This is a genomic window from Paraflavitalea devenefica (assembly GCF_011759375.1).
In the GTDB taxonomy this organism is placed as follows: domain Bacteria; phylum Bacteroidota; class Bacteroidia; order Chitinophagales; family Chitinophagaceae; genus Paraflavitalea; species Paraflavitalea devenefica.
This window is the reverse complement of sequence record NZ_JAARML010000007.1, coordinates 269,648-283,584: the sequence shown is the minus strand read 5'-3', so window position 1 is coordinate 283,584 and position 13,937 is coordinate 269,648. Positions and strand designations below refer to the sequence as shown.

The following is a 13,937-nucleotide window of genomic DNA, read 5'->3' as shown; positions in this document are numbered from 1 at the left end:
TTCTCTAATTTACAACTGCTCATAACGGTTTCCAAATCACCCATGTTCCAAAACGGTCTTTTTGCACGAAAGTGAAACAAATGTCCGTTTTTGTCTGTCTTATTTGACCTACCTGCCCAGGTTGCCGCACTCTGAGGCACTGAATGGCCATCAAACCACCTGCCTGGGGGCAGTCCTCCGGTACTCCCCGGGCAATCTGATAGTAATCTCCGGGTAAAGGCAAAGGAAAAGTAAACCAGCAGTAAAGGAGTAGTAAAGGAGAAGTAAGACAACAAGGGTCAAATGCAGGCGGGACGCGGGTTTGTATTGTTTTGAATTGGCAAACCCTGTCCGGGTAAGGGTTTGATCGAAACGAGGATGTTAAAAGTAATACGCCTGGTCATATCATAAACGGATAAATCAGTGTTCTTACAATTTACCCAAAAACAGACTAAACCCCAAAAAACTCCTGGAAAAACATAGCCACTCCGCAGAAAACCTAACATGGGAACATTCCCTCAAGGTGGGAACATTCCCATAAAAAAATATCGTGGCTTCTTCATTATTGGCAAATTGCTTTTTGTGATACTTGCTATCCTAAAGCGATGCCATATGAAAAGAAGTATACCCCTTATATTCTTCGTATTTCTTATTCCCAACTGCTTCTCTCAAACATTTGTTCCCGGAAATTTTGTGGTAGTAAGGATAGGTTCAGGTGCTGACTCACTGACTGCAGGAGAAGCCAGGCCCGTTTTTTTGGATGAATACAATCCTTGCGGTGACCTGGTACGAAGTATTCCTATGCCAGTATCTGTCTCAGGGAATAATAAAAGACTAACGTTACCCATTTCCACCAGTGATTACACGGAAGGATATATTAGCTTATCGCAAGACGGGAGTAAACTGGCGCTCGCCGGATACGATGCCGACCCGGGGACAGCTTCCGTATCTTCTACGCCAAGCGCTTCCGTAAAAAGAGTTGTTGCCATCATTGATCAGCATGGCCAGGTGAATACAACTACTGTACTCAGTGCTTTTAACGCCGCGGCTGTTCGGGCAGCCGTCATCAATGATTCTGCTATTTGGGTAAGTGGCGGATCGGGCGGCATTATATATACCACTTTGGGCAGCACCACCCATACCCAAATAACTAATGCCACAGCACGCTCATTGGTTGTATTGAATGGGCAATTATATGCTTCCTCTACTTCGGGAGCTTTCAGGGTAACCAAAGTTGGTACGGGACTTCCTACCATAGCAGGGCAAACGATGGTTAATCTTCCTGGCCTTCCAATTACAGGCAGCCCGTATCAATTCTTTATGGTTAATGCCAACAGTGGTTCGGACGTACTTTATATGGCACATGATAATTTATTGAGAAAATATTCTTTGTCGGGCGGTACATGGGTCAGCAATGGCGCCATTGGTATTGCATCGGATAAATACCGGGCTGTTACAGGAAAACTGACAACAAACGGACATGTGCTGCTTTATGCAATAAGAAGAAATGATAACAGTACTTACGCAGGAGGAGAAATAGTAACACTTACAGATAGTACAGGTTATAACAATGATTTTTCCTCACTTACACCCACAGTAATTGTCAAGCCAAATGATAATAATGTTTTCAGGTCAATCGTAATGGCTCCCGAAGCAATTACTCCGGTATATGCTTCAAAAAAAGAAAAGGCTTCTCTTAACCCGGTAAAATAATGAAATATATGACGCTCCCGTATAGGCTACTTGTTGTTTGTTCTTTTATTGTATGTGCAATTGCTGCACCAGCCCAACAATTACCAGCGTTAAAACCAATCCTCGATGCGCAAATAGGTAATTCCGTTATCGAAATTCCACCTGGAAAATACCTGCTCGATAACCTGACTAATGGCGCCTATCAATTTATTAACAAGAATAATGTAACCATCAATGGGAATGGCTCCTCTATCATTTGCAATTCCCAGGAGTTGGCATTCAGGTTTTATAACTGTACAAATATCACTATATCCAATTTTTCTATTGACTATGATCCACTGTGCTTTACACAAGGAACTATTGTTGCCAAAGATAGCGTGAGCAATTTGTGGTATGAGGTGGAGATTGACCAGGGATATCCTGTAGACAATGTAAGGAATAGCCGTGTGCAGTTTTATGATCCGGCTACCCGGCAATTAAAAAGAAACAGTATTACCACCAGCGAAGGGCATTATGCTGCGTTTGAGAAAATTGGCCCCAGGAGGTTTAAGTTAACAAAAAGCGCCGCCTGGGTGGCCTATGAAAAAGTGGGTGATCTGGTGGTGCTTGATGTTGTATCTGCCAAACCTAATCCTGCTGCCCATGCTTTTCAGCTTGAGAAGTGCGTAAATGCAACGGTGCAGGATGTTTCCATATACGGGTCGAACAGCTTTTCTTTTTTTGAAAGGGATTGCAGTGGTACGCATTACAATCGTTGCAAAGTAGGGAGAGGCCCTACGGCGCCAGGTATACCGGCCCGGTTGCGTTCGGGAAATGCAGACGGTATTCATAGCAGTTATGCCAGCATTGGTCCCCTGGTAGAAAATTGTGAGATAAAACACAACGGCGATGATTGTATTATTGTATGCGGACGCTCATTCCCCGTATGCAAAATTGACAGCGCCACAAACAGTATTTATGTTTTAAGCAGGGAGGCGAACCCCATTTTTTATGCCGGCGATACGTTGCAGCAGGTGCTGTATGCCGGTGTTAAGAGCGGCAAGATGACGGTGCAATCCGTTGTATCCTATGTTCCTTCTGCAGCGGAGCAGCAGGCAATAGTAGCCATGTATCCCGACCTTTTGTTTAAAACAAGTTATACGAAAGGAGCGCGTATAGTAGTAGATTCCTTGCCTGGCATGGGGATTGGCGACATTATTTATAATGAAAACCATATAGGGAAAGGGTTTATCATTCGCAATAACAAGGTAGGGTATAACCGTTCGCGCGGTATCCTGATCAAAAGCGGTAATGGCATTGTACAAAACAATGAAATTACCGGAACAGCCATGAACGGTCTTTTAGTGGCGCCCGAGATTCATTGGATGGGTGGTGGTTTTGGACATCATTTGGAGATTAAGAACAATCTTTTTTTTGAATGCATGTTTGAAAAAAACAACCAGGGCATGCCTCCCGGCGTGCTTTCCGTATTTTGCGCAAATGGGTTAGCACAGGTTCCCGCAGCCGGGGCCTTTGGACAGATCAATGTTCATGACAACACGGTCCAAAAATCGCCGTACCCTGCCATCGTATTTACATCAGTGATGGGATTACAAAGTTCGAATAACCAGGTTGCACCTTATCCGTGCAACAGCAGAGAACATGGAAAGAAGTTTGGAGTAACTTTTACTGCACCGGTATGGGAGAAAAATAATACGCAGTAAAGCATATCATCATCCCACCACCGCCTGCTCAGTCTCCTCAATTTCAGCTTCCTCGCTGTTTGTTTCAACTGCATCCTGTTGAGCTTCAGCAACCGTCTTTTTTCTGCCAACGGTAACAAAGGTGAGCCCGAAAGTGATCAAAAGCAGGAGCGAGCTTGTCCAGACCACTTCCTGAACACCGAAAGCAGTAATGATAAAACCTCCCAGCAGGGTGCCCAGGGTTACACCCGCATTCCCGAAAGAAACCATCAGGCTGGCTGCCAGTTCAGGTGCTTCCGGCGCTTCTGAAGTAGAACGTGTTTGCCCGATCAGGAAACCGCCGGTGTGAATAAAGCCCCACACAGAGATGATGATGGCCATGGGAATAAACAAACCACCAAATGTATAAGCTGCCAGGTGAATAAGTATCAGCGAAAGCAGGAACACCCTGGTAGTAAGCAATACATTTTTACTCAGTGCAATACCCGTAAGCCAGTTCCCAACAATGCCTGTTCCGCCAAACAATAAAAGCATCAGGCTGATCTGACCGCCACTCATGTGCGAGATCTTCCCTAAATATTCTGCCAGGTAGCCATAGGTGGCAAACATACCGGCAATCATGATAAGGGTAGCCACCAGGTTTACCCATAGTTGCCCTTTACGTAATATGGCCAGTTGGTTTTGGGTGGATGTTTTTTCTGTAACAGGCATGGATGGAACAAAGAAGGCCAATGCAGCAAATGCGATCAGGTTAATAACGCCAGACAACAGGAAGGATGCCTGCCAGTTAAAAAGATCAGCCACATACGTGGTAATCGGCACACCCAGCACGGTGGCGATGCTTAATCCGCCCAGCACTACAGATACTGCTTTGGGCGCATCTTTGGGTTCCACCTGTTTGGAGGCAGCCACCGTGGCCACGGCCCAGAATACGGGGTGCAGGAAAGCCGGTAAAATGCGGGCGATCATCAGCATGGCAAAGCTGGACGATAATGCGGAAAGCAGGTTCGACAATACAAAAATGGCCAACACCAGGCACATGATCACTTTACGATTGATCTTTGCAGTCAGCAGGGTGGTGAAGGGGCCAGTCAAAGCAATGGTAAGCGCAAAGCCACTCAACAGCCATCCCGCCGTATCAATGGAAATATTGAATTCCCTGGCTATTGCAGGCAGTATACCGATTACGCCAAATTCAGTAGTAATGATCCCGAAGGCGCCCAGCGCCATGATGTAGATTGATCTTTTCATAAATACGAATAGCTGAATGTTTCGATTAACCCAATAAAGCACCCCGATAATGTGCTTTAAAAGCAGGGACTATCGTTTTGCATTTGTCAAAAAGGCAATGGAATCGTTGGTAACAGGATGCGTTGGCAGCGTTGCAGAAGACCAGCTCTGCGCATATTTACTGCAAACTTACATAGAAACATCGAAATGTATCGATATGTTTTAAAGGCTCCCGGATTTTTTAACAAATTGATAGAATGACAAGCGCTGCATTTACTGGACCAGGCATCACCCTGTATATTCATCCTCCCGAAAAAAGTACGACCTTTGCGCTCTTTGAACGATTATGAAGGTTTGCATTGCAGAGAAGCCAAGCGTGGCCAGGGATATTGCACAGATTATCGGCGCCAAAGAACGCAAGGACGGATACCTCGAAGGCAACGGGTACCAGGTTACCTGGACCTTTGGGCATTTCTGTACCCTGAAGGAACCGCATGACTATACAGACCAATGGAAGTTTTGGCGACTGGAAGACCTGCCCATGATCCCTCCCAGTTTTGGCATCAAACTCATCAACAACGATGGGGTACAAAAGCAATTCAAAGTTATAGAACAACTGGTGCAGCAATGCGAGGAAGTCATCAATTGCGGGGATGCCGGCCAGGAAGGGGAGTTGATCCAGCGTTGGGTATTGCTCAAAGCGCAATGCACGGCGCCCGTTAAAAGACTATGGATATCTTCCCTTACTGAAGAAGCTATCCGCGAGGGCTTCCGGAAATTGAAGGATGCTGCGCAATACGACAACCTCTATGCCGCCGGCAGCGCCCGGGCTATTGGCGATTGGCTGCTGGGCATGAATGCCACCCGGTTATTCACCAAGAAATTCGCCCAAGGCAAAACGGTGCTGTCTATAGGCAGGGTACAGACTCCCACCTTAGCTATGATCGTAGCCCGGCAGAAAGAGATCAATGCCTTTCAGTCGGAAGAGTACTGGGAATTGAAAACAGTATACCGGGAAACGGAATTCACCGCTACCATTGACCGCATCAAGGTATTGGACAGGGCGCAAAAAGGATTGGCCTACCTGCAGGAACATCCTTTTGAGATCACCTCCTTTGAAAAAAAGGAAGGGAAGGAGGGCAATCCCCGCCTGTTTGACCTCACGGCATTACAGGTGGAAGCCAATAAGAAGTATGCCTATTCTGCGGATGACACACTGAAATATATCCAGAACCTGTATGAAAAAAAGCTGGTCACCTACCCCAGGGTAGATACTACTTATCTCTCAGAAGACCTGCATCCCAAAATTGAGGGCATCATGCAGGACCTTACGCCCTATGCTGCGCTGACAGCCCCCATTCTTGCCAATCCTATTCCCAAGTTGAAGACGGTGTTCGATGACAAGAAGGTTTCCGATCACCATGCCATTATTCCCACAGGCGTGTATCCATCCAACCTGCCACAAGAGGAGAAGCGTATTTATGATCTGGTAGCCAGGCGTTTCATCGCGGCTTTTTACCCGGAGTGTAAGATATCCAATACTACGGTGCTGGGCAAGGTAGGGCAGGTGCCTTTTAAAGTCACCGGAAAACAGATCCTGGAGCCCGGCTGGAAGGAAGTATACGCCAATGATGTAACTCCTAAAAAAGAGGGCGAGGAAGAAGAAAAGGTCCTGCCGGTATTCGTGGCAGGGGAGAGCGGCCCGCATACGCCCAGGATACACCAGGGGAAAACCACACCGCCCAAGGCTTTCACTGAAGCGACCTTGTTACGGGCGATGGAAACAGCCGGCAAGCAGGTGGAAGATGAGGAAATGCGAGAACTGCTGAAAGATAATGGTATTGGCCGTCCCTCTACCCGCGCGAATATTATTGAGACCCTCTTCCGCCGGAAGTATATAGAGAAACGCAAGAAGAATATTTATGCTACCCAAACCGGCATCGACCTGATCGATACGATCCAGACGGAATTACTGAAAAGCCCTGAACTGACAGGTATCTGGGAACGTAAGTTACGCCTCATTGAAAAAGGAGAATATGCCATGGATACGTTCAAACAGGAACTGATCCAGATGGTTGTAGACCTTACTACAGAAGTAAAGACCGCTACTTATAAAGTGATAGCTGTTGCACCTGATCAACCGGCGAAGCAAGAGAAAGAGCCCGAAGAAAAGCCTAAAAGAGAACCCAAGCCCAGGGAGCCGAAAAAGACAATCGTGATAGAAGAGCTGCAATGCCCTAAATGCAAAGCGCATCTGCTGAAGAAAGGCAATACGGCTTACGGATGCGCCAATTTCAAAGTCTGTGGTTTTAAAGTGCCGTTTGAAGTCTTTGGCAAGAAGCTGTCTGACAAACAGATCGCCGACCTGCTCACCAAAGGGAAAACCGGTAAGATGAAGGGATGGAAACTTACAGGAGCAGCAAGTGAGACCGAAGGCAAGCTGAAACTGACTACCGCTTTTGAGCTGGAAATAGAGCCGTGATCCGCGTATTTATAGCTACAGAAATACCCTTACACCAATAAAATAAGATAATTACCGCATATAATTTATCGGGCTGATGCTTGCAAAGCTGGTATTTATGTATTAACTTTGAAATGCAAAGTACTTTTAGGGTGAAGGAAAGGCAGCATTATAGGATGAACAAGAGGAGAGGTTGACAGCAGGCAGGGCGGCTATTTATACCTTACTGGGGGGCTTTTGTGTCTGGATTGGCTTTGACGGAATGTCAATTTTTTTTGTCCCTCCACTTTGAAATGCAAAGCTCTTTTAGGAGAGAGTCAGCCGGTATTGCTTACGGTCTAACAAAACAAGTATTAATCAATTTATTATAATGGTTATGAGAGATCAAATATTATCCAACCTTGATAATCCTGCACAGTTGGAAAGACTGTACAGGGAAGATAAATCAGGTTTTAAGCGGTCATTTAATGTGTTGTACCCGGAGCTTAAGGACAGCACCTTCGCCAGCTTTTGGAATGCACGGCTGAATTTTGCCAAAGAAGAGATATCCTGGGGTACTGCCAAAGACCTGGTATTTGTGATTATTACTGCTCTCCTGGCAGGGCTGATCGCCAAGCTGCCGGTCATTTTATCTATAGATGAAGAGTTCTTCTATATGAGGAATGCCGGTTTTATTGTTTTCCCGATGCTGTCGGCATACTTTGCCTGGAAGAACCAGTTATCTGCCGGTAAGATTGTCTTTATAACCGGCGCCACCCTCGTTGGCTTATTGTTTATCAATTTCTTTCCTGATGATACCGGGAGGGGCGACTCACTGATTTTATCATGCATTCATTTGCCCATATTGCTGTGGGCAGTACTGGGTTTTGCTTTTGTGGGCGAGCAACGCAATGATGTAGAAAAGCGGCTTGGTTATTTAAGTTATAATGGCGACCTGATCGTGATGACAACGCTGATCCTGATAGCAGGCGGCATCCTGACGGGTGTTACCATTGGTCTCTTTGATCTGATCGGGTTTAAGATTGAAAAGTTCTATTTCGAATATGTGGTACTTGTCGGACTTCCTGCTGCCCCCATCCTGGGCACCTACCTCATCCAGACCAATCCACAACTGGTGGGCAAGGTTTCACCGGTCATTGCCAGGATATTCAGTCCGCTGGTATTGGTGATGCTGGTGATTTATCTCATCGCCATTATTTATTCGGGTAAAGATCCTTATAACGACCGGGAGTTCCTGCTGATCTTTAATGGGCTGTTGATTGGCGTTATGGCCATTATTTTCTTTTCCGTGGCGGAAGCTTCCCGGAAAGGTCAAAACCTGGCGGAAACCTGGATACTTTTACTGCTCTCAGTTGTCACCATCGTTGTTAACGGCATTGCACTGTCGGCCATCCTGTTCCGGATCTCTGCCTGGGGCTTTACGCCCAATAGGGCTGCAGTGCTGGGGAGCAATGCTTTAATCTTAATCAACCTTTTGTTGGTAACTGTGCAACTGTTCAGAGTAGTTTCAAAGAAGACAGACATTACCGGTGTTGGAAAAGTGATTTCCTGGTTCCTGCCCGTTTACTGCGTATGGGCCATTATCGTAACCTTCTTATTCCCTTTCCTGTTTGAGTTTAAATAAATAACAGAAAAGTATAGCCATGAAAATAAACTTTGCCAGGGTCCTTGCAGGATCGCCTGTGGTCATTGCCTTGCTTACCGGCACGACCGCTTACACGCAAGATAAAACGAGCGAGATTGACAAGCTCTTCAGTTGGGCCACGCCGGCTACACCCGGGTGTGTATGCGCTGTTTCACAGCACGGAAAGGTAGTGTTGAACCGTGCTTACGGCATGGCCGACCTGGAACGCGAGGTTCCACTGACCCCCAACTCGGTATTCGATGCGGCATCGCTGACGAAGCAGTTTGTTGCCGCGGCTATCCTTCTCCTTGTGGAAGAGAAACGTCTTTCGCTTTCAGATGACGTGCATAAATATATTCCGGAGTTACCTGATTATGGACAGACAATCACGATAGATCATCTGCTCACCCATACTTCCGGGCTGCGTGACTGGACGGGCATCACGCCGCTGGCAGCCGCAGATGTGGATGCCCTGACATTGGTATTGCGCCAGCGCGGCCTCAATTTCAGGCCCGGCGAAGAATGGTCTTATTCAAACAGCGGTTATGTGCTGCTGAAAGAGATCGTTGCCCGCATAAGCGGCATGTCGTTTGGGGATTTTGCGCGCAAGCGCCTGTTCGAGCCGCTTGGGATGAAGGCGACCGTGTATCAACATGATTTGCGGGAGATAGTTAAGCACCGTGTGCTTGCTTATGATAAAGAGAATGGCGAGTGGAAGCTGGATATAAAGCTCGACAATGATCGCGGCGGCGGTGGCGCCCTGTTCAGTACGGCCAGCGACCTCCTGATCTGGAACGAGGCGCTAACGGGCAATCATTTCGGCACGTTTGTGACCGGAAAGCTCCAGGAACCGGCCAGGTTGAATAACGGCAGGCAGGTGCGTTATGCCCGCGGCCTGTACCTGAACACCAGCCGCGGCGGCAAAGTGATCATGCATACCGGCGGCTCGGCCGGGTACAGATCTATATTGACACGTATTCCGGAGCAGGGCTTTTCTATCGCCATACTGTGTAATGCAGGCGAGACCGGGGACAGGGGAGCGTTCGTACGCCGTATTTTTGACCTGCTGGTGCCTGCCACAGCTACCCAAACTGCTGAATCAAAAGCGCCGGTCATGATTACAGACAGTGCCGGCGCGGCGGCTACAGACCTGAATAGTAAAGCTGGATTGTTTTTCAACGAGCGTACCGGTGAGCCATTGCGTCTGATAGTGAATAATGGCAGGCTGGGTATTGCCGGCGCTTCTGCGCTGGTCACCGTGGCGAAGGACCGTTTCCGGAATCCAACTGGCCTTTTGATGTTTATGTCGGGCGATGAGTTTGAACTGCAATTCCTGTCACAGGACCAGTTCGAATTAAAGTCCATGGAAGGCCAAATCACCCGGTATCGCCGGGCCTGGCCTTATACGCCTGCCCCGGGTGACCTGAAGGCTTTTGCAGGCCGGTATGAAAGCAAGGAGATCGGGGCGGTTTTCCAGATTGAGTCCCAGGAAAAGGGCCTGGTCATACGCCTCGAACATTCACCGGACAAAACTTTACCCTTCCGTCCGGTAGATCCCGATGCCTTTCAGGCAGAAAGGATGACGGTGCGGTTTGTCCGGAACAAGGCCGGAAAGGTAGTGGCTTTATCATACAGCAACCCAGTACTTCGAAACATATCATTCACACGATTGAATAACCAGTAAGTCCTTTTCCCAAAGGCCAAAGACACAGCTTTGCCTGATTAAGATTTGTAGTCATTACTTCTCCTTAAAAGTAATAGTTGATTTCCCTTATTCTCTTGAACTGTATTTGCCGGTTCTATGTCTTTTTGAATGTTCACTGTATCTTTGGTGCAGGATAAGGTTTAATGGTTAATGGTATTTGATTAGTGGAGCCCCGGTGTAACAGCCGGGGCTTTTTTGTATTTGTGTTCGACAGATAACCGAAAGATATATACGTTGTTAAAAAAACAGGCCCCTATGTCAGAGGGGCCTGTTTTAACATAACTCTTTTCCTGGAATTACGATATTTGAAGGATAACCACTTAAAAACCTTTTTATGAAGTATCTCAACGCCGTACTGACCGTCATTGCTGTTTGCCTTGTTTTGATCACTTGCGCCGTTACCGGCATTATTCCTGCAGCACATGCCAAGGAAACCAATCAACGCTTTGTTTCAGTTCCTGTAAATCCCGACGGTTCGCTCAACGTGAAACTCGTTAAGGGACAAACGATCGATGTTAATATTGATGAGATCAATGGCTCCAGCCTGTTTGAGTCGAAACTCCCCATTTCAGACAGGAGCGTAATCCCCGTAAATATTGAAAAGGTGAGTGGCTACTCCGCCTCCAATACACCTATACGGGTTAAAATAGAAGATTAGTTTAATGGCTGACCGGCATCACTATTTTTAGCGATAACAATAACAGATACGGGGCGACGGCCACAAAAATGGAGAATAACAGCTCCCTTTCCTTGTTTGGATTGTTGGTCCAGGCCGCTTCGTATTTGTTGTAGATCTTTTCATCGTAATTGTTCGTGATGAAAATGCGGTAAAAGATCAATGCCGTGAATACATAGACCAGTATGGCAAATGACATGGCCATAGACTGGGAAGCAAACCATGCGTGCCGTACCAGCCGGAGAAAGATAGCCTGGGCCAGCAGTACCCACCCGCCGGTAGACAGGGCAACCGTATACATGGTTAACAGGCGTGCCGATAGGGTAGTGAGGTCCTGGTTGCGTTGGTGATAATAATTGTAAAGATTGAAGTAAATGTACTCGAAATGTTTCACCGGGTTTCAGTTTTTAGGGTTTACGGATATTAGGCTTCTTTAAACGTCTTTTTGGAAGAGACTGGTATAGAGATTTATCAAATAATGGGCTTATATATGGCCTTTCCGGTAGTTTTTTTAGTGATAATTACTTATTTATAATATGACTTTTGTACAGCATACCCTGCTGGCCCGGCCATGAAAATACGTTAAATTTACTATTCAGGACCGCTCCCCGTTGATTGTTCACCATTTAAAACCATTTGCCATGTCTTCACAATCACGCAGAGACGCACTCAAAAAGATTGCCGCCGGAAGTAGTATTATCCTTTTGTCTCCCGGTTCCTTATTTGCCAGTCCCCGCCCGAAAAAAGACCGCCTGGGCATCGCCCTCGTTGGCCTGGGTTATTACAGTACCGACCTGCTGGCGCCAGCCTTACAGCAAACCAAACATTGCTACCTGGCGGGTATTGTAACAGGCACTCCTTCCAAGGCCGAAACCTGGAAGAAGAAGTACAATATTCCTGATAAGAATATTTACAACTACCAGCAGTTTGATAGTATTGCCAATAACCCGGATATTGATGTAGTGTACGTTGTATTGCCCCCTTCCATGCATAAGGAATATGTGATCAGGGCAGCGAATGCAGGTAAACATGTGTGGTGCGAAAAGCCTATGGCCATGACTGAGAAGGAATGCCGGGAAATGATTGATGCCTGCCGTAAGAACAAGCGGTCACTGGCCATTGGTTACCGTTTACAGCATGAACCCAATACGCAGGAATGGCGCCGCATTGTGCAGCAACAATCATTGGGCAAGGTAAAACGGGTAAACTGCGCAGCCGGCTATCGCGATAACCGTACAGACCACTGGAAGCAGAAGAAGGAAATGGGCGGCGGCGTATTGTATGATATGGGGGTTTATTCCATCCAGGGAGCGCGGCTTGGAACAGGTATGGAACCTGTTGCGATCGTGTCGGCTACCACCTCTACTACGCGCCCTGAAATATACAAGAACGGCCTGGATGAAACCACAGTGGCTACGCTGGAGTTTCCCGGCGGTGTAATAGCGGATATTAAAACCAGCTTTGGTGAAAATATCAATTTCCTCGATATCACCTGCGAGAAGGGAGCCATCAAGATGAACCCTTATTCTGCCTATAATGGGCAAAGAGGCAGTAGTCCGTTGGGAGAGATCCATCATCCTTACCAGGTACCCTGGCAGCAGGCTAAGCAAATGGATGATGACGCCATGGCGATTATACAGGGGAAACCCATGCAGGTGCCCGGCGAAGAAGGCCTGCGCGATATCCGGGTCGTGGAAGCCATCTACCGTTGTGCCGGCAGCGGACAACGCGTCAACTTATAGTAGCGCAATCGGGGCCTGTTACTTTTTCAAATATAGCCGTCTATAATATTTTCCACCGTTGGGGCTGCTATTGCTCCAATCGAAAGTGGCTGCAGTAGCGGTAAGGGTTACTACTTTCCCGGTGCCATGCACCTCCAGGCCTTGTACTATCAATTGGTTATCGGCGCGTAATTCATATTGTGAATTGTAATGTTGTTGGTTCTCATGGACAGACAATGCCCCACTGGCTAAAAAGTCCCAATAGTCATCGGCTGTACCCCAATATACACCGGGCGTAGGATAATGAGCCGTACCGTTGTCCATAAAGTAATAATTGCCGGTATTCGTGAGGGAGTCTTTAAGCACTTTCCACTTTCCTTGTAACAAGGTTAATGAATCTTCCAGGTTTTCGGTTTCCCGTGTTGCGTTATCCTTGCGACAGGAGAAAATAAATAGGCAGCTTATGATGACGGCTGCGATAAGGTTTATTCTGTTCATATGGCTAATGATATGAGTAAATCTACAAAAAATATCATTAAATTTTACAGAACTGTCAACCCTATGCAATAGCCACACTAGCTTTCCTTTGGGGCAATTTCATAATAATCTAAGTGTTGTAAGAAGTTTCTTAATTTACCAGATCAAAAAAAATAATCTATGAACAAGGAAGTGCAGGCCTATAATAACGCCCAGGCAGACGAGGATAAGGCCATTTGTAATTTACTGGCCAAAGAAATAAACCGCCATTTGCCGAAGGCTGAAAATAAGATCTGGCACCGGCACCCGGTGTGGTTCCTGGATGGCAACCCGGTTGTTGGCTATAGTAAGTTAAAGGGCAGCGTTCGCCTGCTTTTCTGGAGCGGCCAATCGTTTGATGAGCCCGGCTTAGAAAAGGAAGGTAGTTTCAAAGCGGCAGAAGCCCGTTACACGGCTGCAGACCAGGTCAATACCAAAGACCTGCAACGCTGGCTGGAGAAATCAGAAAAGATACAATGGGATTATAAGAATATCGTCAAAAGGAAGGGTGTATTGGAAAGGCTTAAATAAATAGCCAACCGTTCCATGCTATTCATGCAGCATAAGTCTTGCTACAAATGTTGTCAGTCAGGATGACGACACTTCACACTTTTATCCGTGCTATTTGTTTCAAATGTAATAAATTTGGTT

At 46.8% G+C, this 13,937-nt stretch carries 11 protein-coding genes; 8 read left to right on the top strand and 3 right to left on the bottom strand.

Annotated elements, in window-relative coordinates:
* Positions 1 to 591 precede the first annotated feature (591 nt).
* Both HB364_RS30015 and HB364_RS30010 read left to right on the top strand, forming a co-directional pair.
* Complete coding sequence (locus tag HB364_RS30015) at positions 592 to 1,692, top strand: hypothetical protein (RefSeq protein ID WP_167292131.1); 1,101 nt, start codon at positions 592 to 594, stop codon at positions 1,690 to 1,692.
* A gap of 8 nt (positions 1,693 to 1,700) precedes the next feature.
* Entirely contained in the window at positions 1,701 to 3,374 is a 1,674-nt protein-coding gene (locus HB364_RS30010) for a hypothetical protein (RefSeq protein ID WP_167292130.1), read from the top strand.
* 9 nt (positions 3,375 to 3,383) lie between these two features.
* Here the strand turns inward: HB364_RS30010 and HB364_RS30005 are convergent, their stop codons facing one another.
* The gene (locus HB364_RS30005) at positions 3,384 to 4,604 is read right to left on the bottom strand and encodes an MFS transporter (protein ID WP_167292129.1); all 1,221 of its coding nucleotides are present in this window, start codon (positions 4,602 to 4,604) and stop codon (positions 3,384 to 3,386) included.
* A gap of 325 nt (positions 4,605 to 4,929) precedes the next feature.
* Between HB364_RS30005 and HB364_RS30000 the strand changes: the two genes are divergently transcribed.
* The 4 genes from HB364_RS30000 to HB364_RS29985 all read left to right on the top strand — a co-directional run bounded on the left by HB364_RS30000 (position 4,930) and on the right by HB364_RS29985 (position 11,031).
* A complete protein-coding gene (locus HB364_RS30000; protein ID WP_167292128.1) occupies positions 4,930 to 7,065 on the top strand; it encodes a type IA DNA topoisomerase in 2,136 nt (711 codons plus the stop codon).
* A 355-nt stretch (positions 7,066 to 7,420) separates the two neighbouring features.
* A complete protein-coding gene (locus tag HB364_RS29995; RefSeq protein ID WP_167292127.1) occupies positions 7,421 to 8,668 on the top strand; it encodes a DUF4153 domain-containing protein in 1,248 nt (415 codons plus the stop codon).
* 19 nt (positions 8,669 to 8,687) lie between these two features.
* The gene (locus HB364_RS29990) at positions 8,688 to 10,352 is read left to right on the top strand and encodes a serine hydrolase (RefSeq protein ID WP_167292126.1); all 1,665 of its coding nucleotides are present in this window, start codon (positions 8,688 to 8,690) and stop codon (positions 10,350 to 10,352) included.
* Between the two features lie 355 nt (positions 10,353 to 10,707).
* On the top strand, positions 10,708 to 11,031 hold the full coding sequence (locus HB364_RS29985) for a hypothetical protein (RefSeq protein ID WP_167292125.1): 324 nt from the start codon (positions 10,708 to 10,710) through the stop codon (positions 11,029 to 11,031).
* 1 nt (position 11,032) lies between these two features.
* On the opposite strand, the gene HB364_RS29980 is transcribed toward HB364_RS29985, so the two are convergent.
* Positions 11,033 to 11,443, bottom strand: coding sequence for a hypothetical protein (locus tag HB364_RS29980; RefSeq protein WP_167292124.1), 411 nt, complete (start codon positions 11,441 to 11,443; stop codon positions 11,033 to 11,035).
* 247 nt (positions 11,444 to 11,690) lie between these two features.
* Here HB364_RS29980 and HB364_RS29975 point away from each other — a divergent pair, with 247 nt between their 5' ends.
* The gene (locus tag HB364_RS29975; RefSeq protein ID WP_167292123.1) at positions 11,691 to 12,791 is read left to right on the top strand and encodes a Gfo/Idh/MocA family protein; all 1,101 of its coding nucleotides are present in this window, start codon (positions 11,691 to 11,693) and stop codon (positions 12,789 to 12,791) included.
* A gap of 18 nt (positions 12,792 to 12,809) precedes the next feature.
* On the opposite strand, the gene HB364_RS29970 is transcribed toward HB364_RS29975, so the two are convergent.
* The gene (locus HB364_RS29970; RefSeq protein ID WP_167292122.1) at positions 12,810 to 13,268 is read right to left on the bottom strand and encodes a hypothetical protein; all 459 of its coding nucleotides are present in this window, start codon (positions 13,266 to 13,268) and stop codon (positions 12,810 to 12,812) included.
* A 159-nt stretch (positions 13,269 to 13,427) separates the two neighbouring features.
* Here HB364_RS29970 and HB364_RS29965 point away from each other — a divergent pair, with 159 nt between their 5' ends.
* Positions 13,428 to 13,817 carry a DUF1801 domain-containing protein gene (locus HB364_RS29965; RefSeq protein ID WP_167292121.1) on the top strand — a complete coding sequence of 130 codons (390 nt, stop codon included), beginning with the start codon at positions 13,428 to 13,430 and terminating at the stop codon, positions 13,815 to 13,817.
* Positions 13,818 to 13,937 lie beyond the last annotated feature (120 nt).